This is a genomic window from Streptococcus sp. Z556, assembly GCF_053010225.1.
This window is the reverse complement of sequence record NZ_JBRKNU010000007.1, coordinates 19,606-40,703: the sequence shown is the minus strand read 5'-3', so window position 1 is coordinate 40,703 and position 21,098 is coordinate 19,606. Positions and strand designations below refer to the sequence as shown.

Below are 21,098 nucleotides of genomic sequence, written 5' to 3'. Positions count from 1 at the left end.
GTAGAATGATAGAAAACTCAGTTGGTTAACCCAACTGAGTTTTGAAGTCTTATTTAGACTTTCCAAAGGTCTTTGACTTTTGCTTGTACTTCTGCATTTTCTAGGAATTCATCATAGGTTTCATCGATACGATCAATGACGCCATTCTTAGATAAAACAATGATATGGTTTGCCAAAGTTTGAATGAACTCGTGGTCATGACTGGCAAAGATGATTGATTCTTTAAAGTTTTTCAATCCATCGTTTAAACTTGAGATAGATTCCAAGTCCAAGTGATTTGTTGGATCATCAAGTACAAGGACATTTGATTTCAAAAGCATAAGTTTTGAAAGCATGACACGAACTTTTTCTCCCCCTGACAAGACATTTACAGGTTTGTTAACCTCATCGCCAGAGAAGAGCATACGACCAAGGAAACCACGTAAGAAGGTATTATCGTCTTCTTCTTTACTTGCAAATTGACGCAACCAGTCAAGAATTGACTCACTCCCTGCAAAATCAGCAGAGTTATCTTTTGGCAAGTAAGAGCGACTAGTAGTAACTCCCCACTTAACTGTTCCTTCATAGTCAATGTCACCCATGATTGCACGAATTAATGCCGTAGTTTGGATGTCATTTTGTCCAATAAGAGCCGTCTTATCACCTGGACGCAAGATAAAGCTGATATTATCTAAAATAGTCTCACCATCAATCTTTACAGTTAGATTTTCTACTGTCAAGAGATCATTACCAATCTCACGTTCTGCTTTAAAGTTGATAAATGGGTATTTACGACTAGAAGGAACAATCTCTTCTAATTCAATCTTGTCAAGCATTTTTTTACGAGATGTTGCTTGTCTTGACTTAGAAGCGTTGGCAGAGAAGCGAGCAACGAATTCTTGCAATTGCTTAATTTTTTCTTCTGCCTTGGCATTACGGTCTGCTAGTAATTTAGCAGCGAGCTCAGAAGATTCTTTCCAGAAGTCATAGTTTCCGACATAGAGTTTGATTTTTCCAAAGTCAAGGTCGGCCATGTGGGTACATACTTTGTTTAAGAAGTGGCGGTCATGAGATACCACGATAACAGTGTTATCAAAGTCAATCAAGAAGTCTTCTAACCAAGTAATAGACTGGATATCTAAACCGTTGGTTGGCTCGTCCAAAAGAAGAACATCAGGTTTACCAAAAAGTGCTTTAGCAAGGAGAACCTTCACTTTTTCACCATTGGCTAATTCGCTCATGTTTTGATAGTGCAATTCTTCTGGAATATTAAGATTTTGAAGTAGTTGAGACGCTTCACTCTCTGCCTCCCAACCTCCAAGTTCGGCAAATTCACCTTCGAGTTCGGCAGCACGCACACCATCCTCATCAGAGAAATCTTCCTTCATGTAGATAGCATCTTTTTCCTTCATGATGCTATAAAGTTTTTCATTTCCCATGATAACGACATCAATTGCACGTTCATCTTCATAGTCAAAGTGATTTTGACGAAGAACAGAGAGACGTTCATCTGGACCAAGAGAAATGTGACCAGTTGTAGGTTCGATATCTCCAGCTAAAATTTTTAAGAATGTAGACTTCCCAGCACCATTAGCACCAATTAATCCATAAGTATTTCCTTCTGTAAATTTGATATTGACATCATCAAAAAGTTTGCGATCACTAAAACGTAGTGAAACATCAGATACTGTAAGCAATGTTTTTCTCCTATATATGTAATATATTTATTCTACTAGAAAAGAGAAAAATATTCAAATTTTTCTTTGTCAATTTTATGTCAACTAAATTTACAGTTTTGTTTACAGTGTATTGGCTATTTGATTTAAAAAAATTTCTGTTATTTTAACAAAAAAATGCTATAATTGAAGAGACCATTTCGAAGGAGAAAAAAATGACGAAACCCATTATTTTAACAGGAGATCGCCCAACAGGAAAACTGCATATTGGACATTATGTTGGGAGTCTTAAAAATAGAGTATTACTGCAGGAAGAAGACAAGTATGAGATGTTTGTTTTTTTGGCGGACCAACAAGCATTGACAGATCACGCCAAAGACCCTCAAACGATTGTAGAATCGATTGGGAATGTTGCCTTAGATTACTTAGCAGTTGGATTGGATCCTAGTAAATCAACTATCTTTATTCAAAGTCAGATTCCAGAGTTGGCTGAGCTGTCTATGTACTATATGAATTTGGTGTCACTAGCTCGTTTGGAGCGTAATCCGACAGTAAAAACAGAGATTGCTCAAAAAGGATTTGGGGAAAGTATTCCGACAGGTTTTTTGGTTTATCCAATCGCTCAGGCAGCAGATATCACAGCCTTTAAGGCTAATTATGTTCCTGTAGGAACAGACCAAAAACCAATGATTGAACAAACTCGTGAGATTGTTCGTTCCTTTAATCATGCTTATAATTGTGATGTATTGATTGAGCCAGAAGGTATTTATCCAGAAAATGAAAGAGCAGGTCGTCTACCTGGTCTAGATGGGAATGCTAAAATGTCTAAATCCCTTAATAATGGTATTTATCTAGCTGATGATGCTGATACTTTGCGTAAAAAAGTCATGAGTATGTATACAGACCCAGATCATATTCGAGTTGAGGATCCAGGTAAGATTGAAGGAAACATGGTTTTCCATTATCTAGATGTTTTTGGTCGTCCTGAAGATGCTCAAGAAATTGCAGAGATGAAAGAACACTATCAACGTGGTGGTCTTGGTGATGTGAAGACGAAACGCTATCTACTCGAAATACTTGAACGCGAACTTGGTCCTATTCGTGAGCGCCGTATCGAATTTGCTCAGGATATGGGAGAAGTGTATAATATGCTTCAAAAAGGAAGCGAAAAAGCTCGCGAGGTTGCAGGACAAACTCTATCTGAGGTTAAGGAAGCAATGGGACTTCATTATTTTAAATAAGCTTATATACTATAAGAAATTATCTTTTTTCGCACAGGAAAAGATAGTTTTTTTATTTGTCCTTGTATCATTTGACAAATTTTCATAGAATGGTATGATAGATACAATACAAAAAGAGTCAAGCTCAAAAAGAAAGAAAAGAGGAAACTTCGAATGTCTAATTGGGACACTAAATTTTTGAAAAAAGGTTTTACCTTTGATGATGTATTGCTCATTCCAGCAGAGAGTCATGTGTTGCCGAATGATGCAGATTTAACAACAAAATTGGCAGATAATCTGACTTTAAATATCCCAATTATTACAGCCGCAATGGACACAGTCACAGAAAGCCAAATGGCCATTGCCATTGCTCGTGCTGGTGGTCTCGGAGTAATCCATAAAAATATGTCTATTGCGCAACAAGCAGACGAAGTTCGCAAGGTAAAACGTTCTGAAAATGGTGTTATTATTGATCCATTCTTCTTGACTCCAGAACATACCATTGCTGAGGCAGACGAACTGATGGGACGTTACCGTATCAGTGGTGTTCCAGTTGTAGAGACACTTGAAAACCGTAAATTGGTTGGTATTCTAACAAACCGAGATCTTCGCTTCATTTCAGATTACAATCAACCAATCTCAAACCATATGACCAGTGAAAATCTTGTCACTGCCCCTGTTGGTACAGATCTTGCAACAGCTGAACATATTCTTCAAGAACACCGTATTGAAAAACTTCCTTTGGTTGACGAAGAAGGCCGTCTTTCTGGCTTGATTACTATTAAGGATATTGAAAAAGTTATTGAGTTTCCAAATGCTGCCAAAGATGAATTTGGTCGTCTACTAGTTGCTGGTGCGGTGGGTGTCACTTCAGATACATTTGAACGTGCAGAGGCTCTCTTTGAAGCAGGAGCTGATGCAATTGTTATTGATACTGCACATGGTCACTCTGCTGGGGTTTTACGTAAAATTGCTGAAATTCGTGCTCACTTCCCAGATCGCACTTTGATTGCTGGTAATATTGCAACTGCAGAAGGTGCGCGTGCTCTTTATGATGCGGGTGTGGATGTTGTCAAAGTCGGGATTGGACCAGGTTCTATCTGTACTACTCGTGTGATTGCAGGTGTAGGTGTCCCACAAGTGACAGCAATTTATGATGCGGCAGCAGTTGCGCGCGAATATGGAAAAACGATTATTGCTGATGGTGGAATCAAGTATTCTGGAGATATTGTAAAAGCCCTTGCTGCAGGTGGAAATGCAGTTATGCTTGGTTCAATGTTTGCTGGAACAGATGAAGCACCAGGTGAAACTGAAATTTTCCAAGGACGTAAGTTTAAGACTTACCGTGGTATGGGATCAATCGCTGCAATGAAAAAAGGTTCAAGTGATCGTTACTTCCAAGGTTCTATCAATGAAGCAAACAAACTCGTTCCAGAAGGAATTGAAGGTCGTGTTGCCTATAAAGGTGCAGCAGCTGATATTGTCTTCCAAATGATTGGTGGTATTCGCTCTGGTATGGGTTACTGTGGTGCAGCTAACCTTAAAGAATTGCACGACAAGGCTCAATTTATTGAAATGTCTGGAGCTGGCCTAAAAGAAAGCCATCCTCATGATGTACAAATCACTAATGAGGCACCAAACTACTCTATGTAAGAAGTAAAAAAGAACTCCTGAAATTCAGGAGTCCTTTTTTGTTTACAAAGGTGTCAATTTTAATTTACAGATATTTTACCGTTTTGGATGTTGAAAATGCTAAGATTTTCTGGCAAGTTTTGTAAGTGATCTAAACTTGTTGTTGTGATGAAGGTCTGGATAGATTGTGAAATAGTTTCTAGTAATTTTAATTGTCGTGTGTTGTCAAGCTCGCTCATAACATCGTCAAGCAAGAGTATTGGAGACTCGTTAGTAATGCTTTCCATTAGTTCAATCTCTGCTAGTTTGATAGAAAGCACAAGACTACGATGTTGCCCTTGACTTCCAAAACTAGCATCCATACCGTTGATATAGAAAGCAATGTCATCTCGATGAGGGCCAACACCAGTATTCTTTTTAAATAAATCTCTTGATTTACTTTTTTCTAAAGCCATTTTAAAAGAATCCATTAAGACTTCTTCATTAGTGAAGTTGACAGTTGATTGATAAGAAATTGACAACTCTTCTGATTGGTTTGAAATTTCTAAGTGTGTTTTTTGACCGAATTTCTCTAGGTCTTTGATGAATTTTATCCGATGTTTTATGACGCGACAACCATACTCTACTAACTGATCATCTAAGACCGACAGAAATGTTTCGTCAATCTTTTGACTGGATTTTAGGTAAGTGTTTCTTTGTTTGAGTATATGGTTATAGTTTGACAAGTCTGACAAGTAGATTGGTTTAATTTGTCCCAGTTCGATGTCTATAAACTTTCGACGGACAGAGGGTGCTCCTTTAATTAACTGGAGATCCTCAGGTGCGAAGAGAACTACATTCATATGTCCGATGTAGTCTGAGAGGCGAGCTTGCTTTAAGTGATTGACTTTAGTCACACGCCCTTTGGGTGTTAAATCAATTTCTAGAGGGATAGAGCCTGTTTTTTTCTGAACCAAGCCAGAAAGATGGAGTTGTTCTTCATCAAAATGAATGAGATTTTTATCTGTCCGAGTCCGATGGCTACGTGTTAAGGCCAAGAAATAGATTGCTTCTAGAATGTTGGTCTTTCCTTGTGCATTTTGACCTAAAAAGACGTTTAATTTTGGATTGAAATCAATTTTCGTCTCTTTGTAGTTTCGAAAGGTTTTTATTGTTAAATGTTGGAGCCACATGATTATCTTCCTGGAAAACGTGGAGCTTGTTTGGTTTTAGGTGATAAAGCAGTTTTTTGTTTTTCTTTCTTTACACCCTTGTTCATCTCTTTGACAAGTTTAGCAATCCGCTCTTTTTCAATCTTATCTGCTTGGTATTCTTCTTGCTCTTTTAAACTTGGTTGTGTCAAGGTGATGTCAATCTTTAAATCAGGGATGTCAATCGCATCTCCAACACGAATTTTTTTCCCACGTCTAGTTTCTAATTCACCATTAAAGTAAACTTGATGTTCCATCAAAAAGGATTTAATAGCACCACCGCTTTGTATAATTCCAAGCTCTTTTAGGAGGGCTTGGAGCGTAATAAATTCTTCAAATAATTTGTATTCCATAATTCACCTCAATCTAAGGTATTATACCATATTTCTTAGAATTAAGTGAGCGAAATCACTGGAAATGAAAACGATTTTTATTTTAAAAGCGGTAAAGAGAATAAGAAATATTTTCCTTTTCGTGATATAATAGAACTCTATATGTAAGGAGGTAAGGTATGGAGTTAGTGCCTGGAATTTCAGCACATTTTGTTCAATCCAAAAAGTTTAAAACAAATAAAATCACTGTTCGTTTTACTACTCCCTTATCTCTTGAGACAGTAACAGGACGCATGTTAAGTGCGAGTATGTTGGAGACTGCCAATAAAGCTTACCCAACTTCCCAAGCTTTTCGTAGATATTTAGCAAGTTTGTACGGAGCAGATATTTCTACGAGTGCTTATCGTAGAGGACAGGCACATATTCTTGACTTAACCTTTACCTATGTACGAGATGAGTTTTTGAGTAAAAAAAATGTCTTGACTTCTCGAATTATGGAATTGGTAGAACAGACTTTATTTGCCCCATTAGTTCTAGATGGAGCCTTTGAACCAACCTTGTTTGAAATTGAAAAAAAGCAATTATTGGCTAGCTTAGCTACTGATATGGATGATTCATTTTATTTTGCTCATAAGGAGTTAGACAGCTTGTTCTTCCATGATGAGCGTCTTCAATTGAGATACAGTGATTTACGAAATAGCATTTCAAATGAGTCTCCGGAAAGTAGCTACACTTGCTTTCAAGATGCTCTGAAAAATGATCGGATTGATTTCTTTTTCTTAGGTGATTTTAATGAAGTAGAAATTACAGAATCGCTGAAGTCATTGCCCTTTACAGCTAGAAAGAGCGATGTTGCCATCCAGTACAATCAGTCTTATTCGAATGTTTTACAAGAAGGAATGGTTCAGAGAAATGTTGGACAATCTGTTTTGGAAATGGGCTATCATTCTCCTGTAAAATATGGTGATGATCAGCATCTGCCTATGCTTGTTATGAATGGTTTGTTGGGGGAATTTGCACATTCGAAACTCTTTACAAACGTTCGTGAGAATGCTGGGATAGCCTATACGGTCTCTAGTCAGTTGGATCTGTTTAGTGGCTTGTTAAGAATGTATGCAGGTATCGATAGAGGAAATCGGAATCAAGCTAGAAAAATGATGAATCATCAGTTGATCGATTTGAAAAAGGGCAACTTTACAGATTTTGAGCTTTATCAAACCAAGGAGATGATTCGAAGATCTTTATTAATTGCTCAAGATAGTCAGCATACCTTAGTTGAAAGAATCTATTTAACTGCACTATTTGGAAAAGCGACTCTTGACATCGATCGGTTGTTGGAAAAATTAGAGAGTGTTGATAAAGAAGCTGTATGTAAAGCTGCCAACAGTTTGAAATTACAAGCGATTTACTTTATGGAAGGAGTAGAATGACAAGGGTTACTTTTGAAGAAAAATACTATCCTGCTGTAAAGGAAAGAGTGTACAAAACACAATTGTCAAATGGGTTGACAGTTTCTTTACTTCCTAAACAAGATTATAATGAGGTTTACGGAGTTGTAACGGTTCAATTTGGCTCTGTAGATGCAACTTATACAAGTTTGGAAAAAGGTTTACGTCATCATCCATCAGGAATTGCCCATTTTCTTGAACATAAATTGTTTGAACGAGAAAATTCTGAAGATATGATGGCTGCTTTTACTCGATTAGGTGCAGATAGCAACGCCTTTACAAGCTTTACCAAGACCAGCTATCTTTTTTCAACAATTGATCATTTATTAGATAATTTAGATTTACTTGATGAGTTAGTTGGAGATGCTCATTTTACAGAAGAGTCTGTTTTTAGGGAACAAGATATTATCCAGCAAGAACGAGAAATGTATCAAGATGATCCAGATTCGCGTTTGTTTTTTGCAACATTAGCCAATCTTTATCCTGAAACTTCTTTAGCGACAGATATTGTTGGGAGTGAGAAATCAATTTCTGAGATTCAAGTTTCAAATTTAAAAGAAAACTTTACAGACTTTTACAAACCTGTCAACATGTCTCTATTTTTAGTTGGAAATATTGATGTGGAGCTCATTGAGGAATACTTTTCGAAAAAGGAAAATAAGATTTTAGAGCAGTTTCCAGTTTCAAAAGAGCAACTACCTTTGCAAGCTGTAAAGCAAACAGATAGTCTTCGTATGGAAGTTTCTTTACCCAAACTTGCTGTTGCTATTAGAGGAACTGGTCAAATAACGGAAGAGGAGTCTTATCGTTACAACATTTTATTGAAATTGCTATTTACGATGATGTTTGGCTGGACCTCGGATCGTTTTCAAAGATTATACGAGACAGGGAAGTTAGATGCGTCATTGTCACTAGAGGTTGAGGTAAATAGTCGCTTTCATTTTGTGATATTGACGATGGATACCAAGGAACCTGTTTCTTTGTCGCACCAATTTCGGAAAGCGATTCGTCAGTTTAGTAGTGATGCAGATATTACTGAGGAGCATCTGGATCTTGTTAAGAGTGAGATGTTTGGAGAATTTTTCAGTAGTATGAACTCCTTGGAATTTATTGCAACTCAATACGATCCTATGGATCTCGGAGAAACAATTTTTGATTTTCCGAAAATTTTACAGGAGATTACTTTGGAAGATGTTCTTGAAGCTGGACATCGTTTGATTGATGATGGTGATCTAGTTGATTTTACAATTTTTCCAGCCTAAATAAGGCAAGAACACTAGAAAGAAGGAATGGTAAGTATGAGAAAAAAAACAATTGGCGAGGTTCTGCGTTTAGCTAGAATTAACCAGGGATTGAGTATAGAAGAATTGCAGGAAAAAACTGAAATTCAGTTGAATTTTCTAGAAGCAATGGAGGCGGATGATTTCGATCAACTTCCTAGTACCTTTTACGCTCGTTCTTTTTTAAGAAAATATGCTTGGGCAGTAGAATTAGATGAAAGAATTGTCTTGGATGCCTATGATTCAGGTAGTATGATCACCTATGAAGAGGTCGATGTTGATGAAGAAGACCTGTCTGGTCGTAGACGATCAAATAAGAAAAAAACGTCTTTTCTCCCTTTATTTTATTTTGTGCTATTTGCTTTATCAATTTTAATTTTTGTGACTTACTATGTTTGGAACTACATCCAAACTCAGCCAAGTCCTTCTTCAGCTAACTATAGTGTTGTGAACTCAACTAGTTCAACAACCTCATCTAGTTCATCTTCTAGTAGTCAGGTATCAAGCTCATCTTCTACTGCGGAACCAACTATTACCGTTTCAGGTGAAGGGAACCGCATTGAAGCTCGCTATAAAACGAGTAAGGAAACAGTTTCGGTTCAGCTAACAGTTTCAGATGCAACTAGCTGGGTAAGTGTTTCAGGAAGTGACCTTGAAGGTGGTGTGACCTTGTCATCAGACAATAAAAACGCAAAAACAACAGTTTCGACGAAAGAACCTGTGACGATTACTTTGGGTGTAGTGAAGGGAGTTACTTTAACTGTGGACAATCAAACAATCGATACCTCGAAGCTGACAACTCAGACTGGAACTGTAACACTGACATTCACTACAGATTAAGGAAAAACCAATGAAAAAAGAACAAATCCCTAATGTATTAACAATTGGTAGAATTCTCTTTATACCTCTCTTTATTCTTATTTTGACTTTGGACCAGTCACAAGGCAGTCACCTGCTGGCAGCGATTATCTTTGCAGTTGCTAGTGTAACAGATTATCTCGATGGGTATCTTGCTCGAAAATGGAATGTGGTTAGCAACTTTGGAAAGTTTGCAGATCCAATGGCGGATAAGTTGTTGGTTATGTCAGCTTTTATCATGTTGATTGAGTTGGGTATGGCTCCAGCTTGGGTTGTTGCTATTATCATCTGTCGTGAACTCGCTGTGACAGGCCTTCGTCTGTTGCTCGTTGAGACGGGTGGAACAGTTCTGGCGGCAGCGATGCCTGGGAAAATCAAGACCTTTAGTCAAATGTTTGCCATTATCTTTTTGCTCTTACATTGGAATTTAATTGGGCAACTGTTGCTTTATACCGCTTTGTTTTTCACTATCTACTCTGGTTATGATTATTTCAAGGGTAGCGCTCATGTATTCAAAGGGACATTTGGTTCGAAATGAAATCGATTATTGAAGTAAAAGATCTGTCTTTTCGATACAAAGAAGATCAAGAGTATTATGATGTTAACAGCGTTACGTTTCACGTGAAACGTGGGGAGTGGCTCTCAATCGTAGGTCATAATGGGAGTGGGAAGTCAACAACTATTCGTTTGATTGATGGCTTGCTTGAAGCGGAATCTGGAGAAATCTGGATAGATGGCCAATTGCTGTCTCCTGAGAATGTTTGGGACTTGCGTCGTCAAATTGGTATGGTTTTTCAAAATCCAGACAATCAATTTGTAGGTGCAACTGTTGAAGATGATGTTGCCTTTGGCCTAGAAAATCAGGGACTTCCTCGTGAAGAAATGAAGAAGAGAGTGGCTGAATCTTTGGAGTTAGTAGGTATGCTAGACTTTAAGAAGAGAGAACCAGCCCGCTTATCTGGTGGACAAAAACAACGGGTGGCTATTGCAGGAGTTGTTGCCCTGAGACCGGCTATTTTGATTCTGGACGAGGCTACAAGTATGTTGGATCCCGAGGGGCGCAGAGAACTGATTCAGACAGTTCAAGAGATTCGAAAAGACTATCAGATGACAGTTGTCTCCATTACGCATGACTTGGAAGAAGTTGCGATGAGTGACCGTGTCTTGGTCATGAAAAAAGGCCAAGTGGAGTCAACCAGTAGCCCAAGAGAACTTTTTTCTCGGGATGACCTTGACCAGATAGGCTTAGATGATCCCTTTACTAATCAATTGAGAGAATCTTTGAGAGAGACAGGCTATCAGTTGCCGGATGGCTATTTGACAGAAGGAGAGCTAGAGGACAAGTTATGGGAATTACTCTAGAAAATGTGAGCTTTACCTATCAAGAGGGGACTCCCCTATCTTCATCAGCCTTGACTGATGTTTCCTTGACGATTGAGGACGGCTCCTATACAGCTTTGATAGGACATACAGGTAGTGGGAAATCGACGATCTTACAGCTTTTAAATGGCCTATTGCTTCCAAGTAAGGGTTCTGTTCGAGTTTTCGATACCGTCATTACTCCTACATCAACAAATAAAGAAATTCGACAGATTCGAAAGCAAGTCGGTCTAGTGTTTCAATTTGCTGAAAATCAGATTTTCGAAGAAACTGTTTTGAAAGATGTTGCGTTTGGACCACAAAATTTTGGAGTTTCTGAGGAAGAAGCCAAGAAAATTGCGCGTGAAAAGTTAGCCTTGGTAGGCATCGATGAGTCACTCTTTGAGCGCAGTCCTTTTGAACTTTCGGGTGGTCAGATGAGACGTGTGGCCATTGCAGGGATACTAGCCATGGAGCCTACTGTCTTGGTTTTGGATGAGCCAACAGCAGGGCTAGATCCTCTGGGCAGAAAAGAATTGATGACCTTGTTTAAAGAACTCCACCTTTCTGGAATGACAATCGTCCTGGTAACGCATTTGATGGATGATGTAGCTACGTATGCTGATCAGGTCTATGTTATGGAAAAGGGGTGTTTAGTCAAAAGTGGCAAACCGAGTGATGTTTTCCAAGATGTAGCCTCTATGGAAAAGGTGCAGTTAGGTGTGCCTAAAATCACAGCCTTTTGTAAACGTTTGGCAGATAGAGGTGTAGCTTTTAAAAAACTGCCAATCAAGATAGAGGAGTTTAAGGAGTCGCTAAATGGATAGTATGATTTTAGGGCGTTATATACCAGGAGATTCCATCATTCATCGCTTGGATCCCCGTAGTAAATTGCTCGCTATGATCCTGTTGATTTTGATTGTATTTTGGGCCAATAATCCCCTCGCCAATCTCATTCTTTTTGTAGCAACAGGTATATTTATCGCTTTGTCGGGTGTTTCCCTCTCATTTTTTGTTCAGGGATTAAAATCCATGTTTTTCTTGATTGCTTTTACGACTCTATTTCAACTCTTTTTCATTTCAAGCGGAAATGTCTTATTTGAGTTTTCTTTTATAAAAATAACGGATTATGCTTTGCAACAAGCTGGGATTATTTTCTGTCGTTTTGTGTTGATTATTTTCTTTTCAACTTTGCTAACGTTAACGACCATGCCTTTGAGTCTGGCAGCTGCAGTTGAAGCTCTTTTAGCGCCTCTGAAACGCGTGAAAGTTCCCGTTCATGAAATTGGTCTCATGTTATCAATGAGTTTGCGTTTTGTTCCAACCTTGATGGATGACACGACGAGAATTATGAATGCTCAGAAGGCTCGTGGAGTTGACTTTGGCGAAGGTAGTATCGTTCAAAAAGTAAAGGCTATGATTCCGATTTTAATTCCTCTTTTTGCGACGAGCTTAAAGCGTGCAGATTCATTGGCAATAGCCATGGAAGCGCGTGGTTATCAGGGAGGAAAGGGTAGAAGCCAGTATAGACAGTTGAGATGGTGTCAAAAGGATACACTGGCGATTCTTGTGATTCTGGTGCTGGGATGTCTCTTATTTTTCTTAAAATCTTAGTGGATTTGTAAGATTTATAAAAAAATCACAGTAGTAGATCTTTAGTAAAAAGGTAGGAATATGAACCGTTTTAAAAAATCAAAATATCTAATCATCGTTTTTGTCACAGTTCTGGCAGTTTCTGTACTATTAGTGACAACCTATTCAAGTGCTATTGTGACAAAACTAGGAGATGGCATTTCCTTAGTAGATAGAATTGTTCAAAAACCCTTTCAGTGGTTTGATGCTTTCAAATCGGATTTGGGACATTTGACGCAGACTTACAATGAAAACGAAAGTCTAAAAAAACAACTCTATCAACTAGAGGTGGAGTCTAATCAATCAGAACGTTTAAAAACAGAAAATGAACAACTACGTCAGCTTCTAGAGATGAAGTCAAAATTACAGGCTACAAAAACCCTAGCAGCAGATGTGATTATGCGAGCTCCAGTATCTTGGAAGCAAGAGTTGACAATTGATGTGGGAAGTTCAAAAGGAGTTTCTGAAAACATGTTGGCCATTGCAAACGGTGGCTTGATTGGTAGTGTTTCAAAAGTAGAGGAGCATTCAACAACGGTCAACTTATTGACAAATACTGAAAATTCCGACAAAATTTCCGTTAAAATCCTGCATGGTTCTACTGAAATTTATGGAATCATCGTTGGTTATGACAAGGAAACCGAACTGCTTAAAATTAGTCAATTAAATAGTAATAGCGACATTAGCGCGGGAGACAAGGTGACGACAGGGGGGCTCGGAAACTTTAATGTTAAGGATATTCCTGTTGGCGAGGTTGTTGCCACAACACACAGCAGTGATTATCTAACACGAGAGGTAACAGTAAAGTTGAGTGCTGATACCAAAGATCTTCATGTGGTAGAGTTAGTGGGGAATTCGTAATGAGACTGTTTAAACAAGTTGGTATTTTCTTTTTACTCCCTGTTGTCGTTCTAGTTGATGCTCATATTGGTCAATTGGTGGGGTCCTTCTTCCCCCACTTTCATTTAGCCAGTCATTTTCTATTCTTGTTTCTCTTATTTGAGACAATCGAGGTGTCAGAGTATCTCTATCTAGCCTATTGTTGTATAGTGGGTTTGGTTTACGATATTTATTTTTTCCACTTGATTGGAATTGCCACGCTTTTGTTTATCGTGATTGGTGCTTCGCTCCACAAGTTTAACAGTGTGATTCTGACAAATCGTTGGACAAGGATGCTGACTATTATTGTAATCAGTTTTCTGTTTGATATGGGGAGTTATCTTCTGGCTTTAGCTGTAGGATTGACGGTAGATTCTATGCCAGTCTTCATTGTCTATAGTCTTGTCCCATCAATGATTCTGAACTTCTTATGGATGGTGATTTTCCAATACATTTTTGAAAAATATTATCTATGAGAAAGAAATATAAATGTAACAAAGGCGTAATATTTATTATGTCTTTTTTTTGGTATACTAGTAATGTCTTAAATAGAAGGAGTATCTACATAATATGAAGAAAAAAATCTTAGCGTCACTTTTGTTAAGTACAGTATTGGTTTCACAAACGGCGGTATTAACAACTGTTCATGCTGAAACAACTGATGAAAAAATTGCTGCTCAAGATAGTAAAATTAGTGACTTGTCAGCTAAACAAAAAGAAGCTCAAAAAGAAGTAGATGAAATCCAAACGCAAGTTACAGCTATTCAAACACAACAAGCAAGCTTGCAAGCTGAAAATGAAACACTTCAAGCTGAGTCTAAGAAACTTGAAGGAGAAATTACAGAGCTTTCTAAGAACATTGTTGCTCGTAATGACTCATTGGAAAAACAAGCACGTAGCGCACAAACAAATGGTGCTGCAACTAGCTACATCAACACAATTGTAAACTCAAAATCAATTACTGAAGCTATTTCACGTGTTGCAGCTATGAGCGAGATTGTATCAGCTAACAATAAAATGTTGGAACAACAAAAGGCTGATAAAAAATCAATTTCTGAAAAACAAGTTGCGAATAACGAAGCTATCAATACCGTAATTGCCAACCAACAAACTCTTGCTGACGATGCACAAACATTGACAACAAAGCAAGCTGAGTTGAAAGTTGCTGAGTTGAACCTTGCTGCTGAGAAAGCAACTGCAGAAGGCGAAAAAGCTACTTTGCTAGAACAAAAAGCAACTGCAGAAGCAGAAGCGAAAGCAGCAGCTGAGGCAGAGGCAGCTTATAAAGCACGTCAAACAAGCCAACAACAATCAGTTGTTGCTTCTGGAAATACAACACTTTCAGATCAAGTGCAAGCAGCTTCAAGCTCTTCATCAGATGATGATTCAAGCTACACTCCAGCACCTGCTCCAACTGTAACTAGAACTCGTCCAACATATAGCTCAAATGCTTCAAGTTATCCTGTAGGTCAATGTACATGGGGTGCTAAGACCTTGGCTCCATGGGCCGGTGATTATTGGGGTAATGGTGGTCAGTGGGCAGCTAGTGCAGCGGCTGCAGGTTTCCGTACAGGTTCTACACCACAAGTTGGCGCAATTGCTTCATGGGATGATGGAGGATACGGTCACGTAGCAGTTGTTACAGCAGTTGAATCATCAACTCGTATTCAAGTTTCTGAGTGTAACTATGATGGCAGTGGAACTCAACCAATCGGAAATTATCGTGGATGGTTTAATCCGACAGCATCAAGAGGTACTGTAAGATACATTTATCCAAACTAATATACTGATTATTACTAAATTTAGGGTGAGATTTTATTAATCTCACTCTTTGTATAGTGCTGAAAAATAAATTGCATTATATAATTACTTGAACTTCTATGCTATTCTTATAATTGTTTGGTTAAAGTAAAATGAAACGTAGGGATTTAGTACGAGTGTAGCATGTTAATAAAGAATGTTTTCTAAGGAAGTCGGTGTTGGAGTTATGTTTACGTATAAAATAAATGTTGATGTTAAAGAGTGGGATTTATTTTTAGAAAATCATCCTCAAGGAAATTTATTGCAGAGTAGTGATTGGTACAAGATAAAGGATACTTGGGGGAATGAGAGAGTTGGCTTTTATAAAGACAATCAATTAGTTGGAGTAGCAAATATCTTAATTCAGCCGCTACCATTAGGACTTTCTATGTTCTACATTCCACGAGGTCCAGTAATTGATTATGAAGATAAAGAACTTCTGAAATTTGTTCTTTTAACGTTGAGAAAACTTGCTAAAAAAAGCCATGCAATAATGGTTAAATTTGACCCAAGTCTATTTATCAGTAGAGGTCTTATTGGCCAAGAAACTGTCCAAAATTCTATGACTTTAGAAATTGTTGAAGAACTGAAAAAAAATAAAGTTCATTGGACAGGCTTAACAAAGGATATGGCAGAAAATATACAACCACGTTTTCAAGCTAATATTCATAAAGAAAATTTTTCACTTGATCAACTTTCTAAGTCTACTAGACAGGCCATCCGAACTGCAAGAAATAAAGGATTGGAAGTAAAATTTGGTGGACTCGATTTATTAGATGAATTTTCATTTTTAATGAAGAAAACAGAGTCTCGTAAGAACATTAGTTTACGAGACAAAGATTACTATCAAAAGTTACTGACTACTTATCCTAGCCACTCCTTTATCACACTGAGCTATTTAGATCTACCTAATAGATTGAAAGAAGTTGAGAAGCAATTCGAAAAGAATCTAAAAACAGCGCAGAAGTTTACAGATAAAACGAAAGAAGGTAAAGTAAAAGATAATCAGCAAGAGAGAAATCGATTAGAAGAAGAAATTTCTTTTCTTAAGAGCTATATTGATAGAGGAGATAGTGTTGTCCCATTGTCTGGTACTTTAACTATCGAATTTGGGAAAACTTCTGAAAACTTATATGCTGGAATGAATGAAGAATTTAGACACTATCAACCTGCTATTCCTACATGGTTTGAGACAGCTCAACATTCTTTTGAACGAGGGGCTGAGACTCATAATATGGGTGGAATTGAAAACAACTTAGAGGGTGGGTTAATTAACTTTAAATCCAAGTTTAATCCTACTATCGAAGAATTTGCTGGTGAGTTTAATTATCCAACTAGTTCATTATATTTCTTGTTTAATCTAGCTTATAAAATTCGTAAGAAACTTCGAAGTAGATAGGATAAACTAATTATTTTGCCACTACATTAAATTTAAAAAAATTAGTTATCAGAACATCTCAGCAGTATATGTTGAGATGTTTTAAATTTAGAGCTTTCAACTAGTAATTTAATAAGAAAAAATAACAAAATCACTTGAAATAAAGCTCCAATTATGATAGAATGAAACTTATCGTGTAAACGATAATACTCATTTTTGATGAATTGTGAAACTGTTGCCCTCGGGTCGTTTTGCAAGTTGAAATCAAGGAGAGGAAAAAACAAAAAGGAGAAATACTCATGGCAGTAATTTCAATGAAACAACTTCTTGAGGCTGGTGTACACTTTGGTCACCAAACTCGTCGCTGGAACCCTAAGATGGCTAAGTACATCTTCACTGAGCGTAACGGAATCCACGTTATCGACTTGCAACAAACTGTAAAATACGCTGACCAAGCTTACGACTTTATGCGTGATGCAGCAGCTAACGATGCAGTTGTATTGTTTGTTGGTACTAAGAAACAAGCTGCTGACGCTGTTAAAGAAGAAGCAGAGCGTTCAGGTCAATACTACATCAACCACCGTTGGTTGGGTGGAACTCTTACTAACTGGGGAACTATCCAAAAACGTATTGCTCGTTTGAAAGAAATCAAACGTATGGAAGAAGAAGGAATCTTTGACGTTCTTCCTAAGAAAGAAGTTGCACTTCTTAACAAACAACGTGCACGTCTTGAAAAATTCTTGGGTGGTATCGAAGACATGCCTCGTATCCCAGATGTAATGTACGTAGTTGACCCACATAAAGAGCAAATCGCTGTTAAAGAAGCTAAAAAATTGGGAATCCCAGTTGTAGCCATGGTTGACACAAACACTGATCCAGACGATATCGATGTAATCATCCCAGCTAACGATGACGCTATCCGTGCGGTTAAATTGATTACAGCTAAATTGGCTGACGCTATCATCGAAGGACGTCAAGGTGAAGATGCAGCAGCAGTTGAAGCAGAATTTGCAGCTTCAGAAGCTCAAGCAGACTCAATCGAAGAAATCGTTGAAGTTGTAGAAGGCGACAACGCTTAATTCATATAAATAGTAATTACCTAGGAGGGCGGGGCGTAGCCCAGCTCTCCTATTTTTTAAAAAATATAGGAGAATCAAAATGGCAGAAATTACAGCTAAACTTGTAAAAGAGTTGCGTGAAAAATCTGGTGCCGGTGTTATGGACGCTAAAAAAGCGCTTGTAGAAACAGACGGTGACATCGAAAAAGCGATTGAATTGCTTCGTGAAAAAGGTATGGCGAAAGCAGCTAAGAAAGCTGACCGCGTTGCTGCAGAAGGTTTGACTGGTGTTTATGTTAACGGTAACGTTGCAGCAGTAGTTGAAGTAAACGCTGAAACTGACTTCGTTGCGAAAAACGCTCAATTCGTTGACTTGGTAAACGCAACAGCTAAAGTAATTGCTGAAGGAAAACCAGCGAACAACGAAGAAGCTCTTGCTTTGACAATGCCTTCAGGTGAAACTCTTGAAGCTGCATATGTATCTGCAACAGCTACAATCGGTGAAAAAATCTCATTCCGTCGTTTTGCTTTGCTTGAAAAAACAGATGCACAACACTTTGGAGCATACCAACACAATGGTGGTCGTATCGGTGTTATCTCTGTTATTGAAGGTGGAGACGAAGCGCTTGCTAAACAAATCTCAATGCACATTGCTGCGATGAAACCAACAGTTCTTTCTTACAAAGAATTGGATGAGCAATTCGTTAAAGATGAGTTAGCACAATTGAACCACGTAATCGACCAAGATAACGAAAGTCGTGCAATGGTTGGTAAACCAGCTCTTCCACACTTGAAGTATGGATCAAAAGCACAATTGTCTGATGAAGTGATTGCTCAAGCTGAAGCTGACATCAAAGCAGAGTTGGCTGCAGAAGGCAAACCAGAAAAAATCTGGGACAAAATCATTCCAGGTAAAATGGATCGCTTCATGCTTGACAACACTAAGGTTGACCAAGCATACACACTTCTTGCACAAGTCTACATCATGGACGACAGCAAGACAGTTGAAGCATACCTTGAATCAGTTAACGCTTCAGTAGTTGAGTTCGCTCGCTTTGAAGTTGGTGAAGGAATTGAGAAAGCTGCGAACGACTTCGAAGCAGAAGTTGCAGCTACAATGGCAGCAGCCTTAAATAACTAATAATGAAAAGGAAGCAATTTGCTTCCTTTTTTTATTTTAGAGTGAGTAAACAAAAAGCCCTTTAAAAGGGCTCAGTGCATTTAGGAGACTACACTTCAAATTCATAGAGTGCTGTAGACAGATAACGTTCGCCGTTATCTGGTGCTAAAGCAAGGACTTTCTTACCTGCACCTAATTTCTTAGCAACTTCAATTGCACCGTAAATCGCTGCAGCTGAAGAAATCCCAACAAGGAAGCCTTCTTTTCCGCCAATCTCACGACCAAGTGCAAGAGCATCATCTGATGTTACACGGACGATACCATCATAGGCCTTTGTATCAAGTGTTTCAGGAATAAATCCAGCTGAGATGCCTTGAATTTTGTGGGGTCCTGGTTTTTCACCAGACAAGATAGCTGACTCGTCTGCCTCAACTGCATAAACTTGAATGTTTGAATTTGCAGCTTTAAGTGCATGAGAAACGCCCGAAATTGTTCCACCAGTACCAACACCACCCACAAAGGCATCTAGTCCATCAGAACCGAAAGCAGCTAGTATTTCAGCTCCTGTTGTTCTTTCGTGTACTTCAGGATTAGCTGGATTGTTAAATTGTAGAGGAAGGAAACCACCGCGCTCAGCTGCGATTTCTTGGGCTTTGGCAATCGCACCTTTCATACCTTCGCTACCAGGCGTAAGGACGAGTTCAGCGCCATAGGCTTGGATAATCTTACGTCGTTCCACACTCATCGTTTCTGGCATGACGATAACAACTTTATATCCTTTAGCGGCACCAACCCATGAAAGACCGATTCCAGTATTTCCACTTGTTGCTTCAACAATAGTAGCACCGGGTTTTAGAATGCCATCCTGCTCAGCTTTTTCAATCATGCTAAGGGCAATACGGTCTTTTACTGAAGATCCAGGGTTAAAAGCTTCTAGTTTAACATAGACATCTGCAGCACCCTCAGGAACAATATTGTTGAGTTTAACAATTGGTGTTTGTCCGATTAGTTCAGTAATATTATTGTAAATAGTCATAGATATACCTCTTTGTATAAGATGATACTAGTATAACGTGCTCTAGGCTATTTGTAAAATATAGAAATCCTATCGAAGCGATAGGATTTTTTTATATCAAAGGTCTAAGCCATTAATTTTCAATCGATTGTGATAAGCCAATTCTAATAAATAGGTGTAAAGCGGAAGGATGTCCGTTTTTTTAGGGAATTCAAATTTATGCAAACTCAGGTGCTCATTATGTGCTTTTAGAAAGACATTCTCTAAATAAGTGATCGTAATCTCACTATCGTCTATACCTGCTCCTGCAGTTTCCATTTCAACGTTGACAATGTTCATCAAAAAGAGTGACTTAACAGACATCTTGCGACCAGTAGCGCCTTGCTTATCTGTAAAGATGATACGAATATTTGTAAAGATGATTGCGTCACGAATGAGCTTATATCCACTTTGGATTTCTTCATTCTCTAGTAGGTATTGACCATATTCTTTGATAAGAGTTTCTTTGTTTTGCTCGCTGAAGTTACCAGCAAGTCCTTGAATAAATTTTCCAAACGCCATGTATTTCTCCTTTATTTACACTAAGTTTACAGGAACTTCAACTTCTCGTAAACCTTGATCTGTTAAAGTAACCTTTCCATTAAAAAACTCTACAAGAGCAGACTTAATATTTTCTTTCTCTTCCTTATCAACATAAATTATGGTATCGATTTGATCTGTAAAGTTTGTCTCGATTTCCGTGAGTTTATGTTCTCTAAGAAAATTGCTATATTCTTGATACTGAGCGTAAGACATCTGAATGGCTATGCCAGCTTGCTCTTTGATTTCAATAATGCCTATTTCTTTGACAGCCAAGGCTACACTTCCTGCGTAAGCGCGAATCAAACCGCCAGCGCCTAACTTAATTCCACCAAAGTAACGAGTAACTACTACGCAGACATTCGTAAGATTATGATTTTCTAAGACGCCAAGCATAGGGACTCCAGCAGTACCACTAGGCTCACCATCATCATTCGTACGCTTGATTTCACTGCGTTCCCCTACAATAAAAGCAGAGCAGTTATGGGTGGCTTTGTAGTGTTCTTTTTTGATAGCAGTGATAAAGTCACGAGCTTCTTCTTCACTATAGACACGCTTTACGTGACAGATAAAGCGTGATTTTTTGATTTCTTCTTGGACTTGCCCGTCCTCTTTAATTGTTCTAAATTCCATGATTTAATTGTACTAAAAAATTTCCTAAAG

The 21,098-nt window shown here is 38.2% G+C and carries 21 protein-coding genes; 15 read left to right on the top strand and 6 right to left on the bottom strand.

The window, feature by feature from the left end; all coding sequences use genetic code 11:
* Positions 1-53: 53 nt before the first annotated feature.
* The gene (locus ACVC7S_RS08225; protein ID WP_447266801.1) at positions 54-1,676 is read right to left on the bottom strand and encodes an ATP-binding cassette domain-containing protein; all 1,623 of its coding nucleotides are present in this window, start codon (positions 1,674-1,676) and stop codon (positions 54-56) included.
* A 194-nt stretch (positions 1,677-1,870) separates the two neighbouring features.
* Here ACVC7S_RS08225 and trpS point away from each other — a divergent pair, with 194 nt between their 5' ends.
* Together trpS and guaB are read left to right on the top strand one after the other, a co-directional pair.
* Positions 1,871-2,896, top strand: a complete 1,026-nt coding sequence (gene trpS / locus ACVC7S_RS08220) for a tryptophan--tRNA ligase (RefSeq protein ID WP_045592612.1) — start codon at positions 1,871-1,873, stop codon at positions 2,894-2,896.
* A 153-nt stretch (positions 2,897-3,049) separates the two neighbouring features.
* A complete protein-coding gene (gene guaB, locus ACVC7S_RS08215; protein ID WP_278275814.1) occupies positions 3,050-4,528 on the top strand; it encodes an IMP dehydrogenase in 1,479 nt (492 codons plus the stop codon).
* A 59-nt stretch (positions 4,529-4,587) separates the two neighbouring features.
* Here the strand turns inward: guaB and recF are convergent, their stop codons facing one another.
* On the bottom strand, positions 4,588-5,679 hold the full coding sequence (gene recF, locus ACVC7S_RS08210) for a DNA replication/repair protein RecF (RefSeq protein WP_447266800.1): 1,092 nt from the start codon (positions 5,677-5,679) through the stop codon (positions 4,588-4,590).
* A 2-nt stretch (positions 5,680-5,681) separates the two neighbouring features.
* Entirely contained in the window at positions 5,682-6,050 is a 369-nt protein-coding gene (gene yaaA, locus ACVC7S_RS08205) for a S4 domain-containing protein YaaA (protein WP_000455886.1), read from the bottom strand.
* Between the two features lie 158 nt (positions 6,051-6,208).
* Here yaaA and yfmF point away from each other — a divergent pair, with 158 nt between their 5' ends.
* The 13 genes from yfmF (at position 6,209) to tsf (ending at position 18,862) form a co-directional block, all read left to right on the top strand.
* Complete coding sequence (gene yfmF, locus ACVC7S_RS08200; protein WP_447266799.1) at positions 6,209-7,459, top strand: EF-P 5-aminopentanol modification-associated protein YfmF; 1,251 nt, start codon at positions 6,209-6,211, stop codon at positions 7,457-7,459.
* Positions 7,456-8,739, top strand: a complete 1,284-nt coding sequence (gene yfmH, locus ACVC7S_RS08195; RefSeq protein ID WP_447266798.1) for an EF-P 5-aminopentanol modification-associated protein YfmH — start codon at positions 7,456-7,458, stop codon at positions 8,737-8,739. The genes yfmF and yfmH overlap by 4 nt, the downstream gene beginning before the upstream one ends.
* A gap of 36 nt (positions 8,740-8,775) precedes the next feature.
* Positions 8,776-9,597 (top strand): cytoskeleton protein RodZ, encoded by an 822-nt coding sequence (gene rodZ / locus ACVC7S_RS08190; RefSeq protein WP_447266797.1) that lies wholly within the window; start codon positions 8,776-8,778, stop codon positions 9,595-9,597.
* A gap of 10 nt (positions 9,598-9,607) precedes the next feature.
* Positions 9,608-10,153, top strand: coding sequence for a CDP-diacylglycerol--glycerol-3-phosphate 3-phosphatidyltransferase (gene pgsA, locus ACVC7S_RS08185; RefSeq protein ID WP_447266796.1), 546 nt, complete (start codon positions 9,608-9,610; stop codon positions 10,151-10,153).
* The gene (locus ACVC7S_RS08180) at positions 10,150-10,977 is read left to right on the top strand and encodes an energy-coupling factor ABC transporter ATP-binding protein (protein ID WP_049536491.1); all 828 of its coding nucleotides are present in this window, start codon (positions 10,150-10,152) and stop codon (positions 10,975-10,977) included. Before pgsA ends, ACVC7S_RS08180 begins: the two co-directional genes overlap by 4 nt.
* Positions 10,962-11,801 (top strand): energy-coupling factor transporter ATPase, encoded by an 840-nt coding sequence (locus ACVC7S_RS08175; RefSeq protein WP_447266795.1) that lies wholly within the window; start codon positions 10,962-10,964, stop codon positions 11,799-11,801. Before ACVC7S_RS08180 ends, ACVC7S_RS08175 begins: the two co-directional genes overlap by 16 nt.
* Positions 11,794-12,588 (top strand): energy-coupling factor transporter transmembrane component T family protein, encoded by a 795-nt coding sequence (locus ACVC7S_RS08170; RefSeq protein WP_447266794.1) that lies wholly within the window; start codon positions 11,794-11,796, stop codon positions 12,586-12,588. Before ACVC7S_RS08175 ends, ACVC7S_RS08170 begins: the two co-directional genes overlap by 8 nt.
* A gap of 60 nt (positions 12,589-12,648) precedes the next feature.
* Positions 12,649-13,467 carry a rod shape-determining protein MreC gene (gene mreC, locus ACVC7S_RS08165; protein WP_447266793.1) on the top strand — a complete coding sequence of 273 codons (819 nt, stop codon included), beginning with the start codon at positions 12,649-12,651 and terminating at the stop codon, positions 13,465-13,467.
* Positions 13,467-13,961 carry a rod shape-determining protein MreD gene (mreD, locus tag ACVC7S_RS08160; protein WP_447266792.1) on the top strand — a complete coding sequence of 165 codons (495 nt, stop codon included), beginning with the start codon at positions 13,467-13,469 and terminating at the stop codon, positions 13,959-13,961. Before mreC ends, mreD begins: the two co-directional genes overlap by 1 nt.
* A gap of 94 nt (positions 13,962-14,055) precedes the next feature.
* Complete coding sequence (gene pcsB / locus ACVC7S_RS08155) at positions 14,056-15,267, top strand: peptidoglycan hydrolase PcsB (protein ID WP_447266791.1); 1,212 nt, start codon at positions 14,056-14,058, stop codon at positions 15,265-15,267.
* Between the two features lie 205 nt (positions 15,268-15,472).
* Positions 15,473-16,684, top strand: coding sequence for an aminoacyltransferase (locus tag ACVC7S_RS08150; protein WP_447266790.1), 1,212 nt, complete (start codon positions 15,473-15,475; stop codon positions 16,682-16,684).
* A gap of 278 nt (positions 16,685-16,962) precedes the next feature.
* Positions 16,963-17,742, top strand: coding sequence for a 30S ribosomal protein S2 (gene rpsB, locus ACVC7S_RS08145; protein WP_000268475.1), 780 nt, complete (start codon positions 16,963-16,965; stop codon positions 17,740-17,742).
* Between the two features lie 79 nt (positions 17,743-17,821).
* Positions 17,822-18,862 carry a translation elongation factor Ts gene (tsf, locus tag ACVC7S_RS08140; protein ID WP_061586807.1) on the top strand — a complete coding sequence of 347 codons (1,041 nt, stop codon included), beginning with the start codon at positions 17,822-17,824 and terminating at the stop codon, positions 18,860-18,862.
* A gap of 88 nt (positions 18,863-18,950) precedes the next feature.
* Here the strand turns inward: tsf and cysK are convergent, their stop codons facing one another.
* The 3 genes from cysK to ACVC7S_RS08125 all read right to left on the bottom strand — a co-directional run bounded on the left by cysK (position 18,951) and on the right by ACVC7S_RS08125 (position 21,068).
* Positions 18,951-19,877 (bottom strand): cysteine synthase A, encoded by a 927-nt coding sequence (gene cysK / locus ACVC7S_RS08135; protein WP_096408726.1) that lies wholly within the window; start codon positions 19,875-19,877, stop codon positions 18,951-18,953.
* A gap of 96 nt (positions 19,878-19,973) precedes the next feature.
* Positions 19,974-20,417, bottom strand: a complete 444-nt coding sequence (locus ACVC7S_RS08130) for a PH domain-containing protein (protein WP_447266789.1) — start codon at positions 20,415-20,417, stop codon at positions 19,974-19,976.
* 15 nt (positions 20,418-20,432) lie between these two features.
* Positions 20,433-21,068, bottom strand: coding sequence for a YigZ family protein (locus ACVC7S_RS08125; RefSeq protein WP_096408721.1), 636 nt, complete (start codon positions 21,066-21,068; stop codon positions 20,433-20,435).
* Positions 21,069-21,098: the final 30 nt, after the last annotated feature.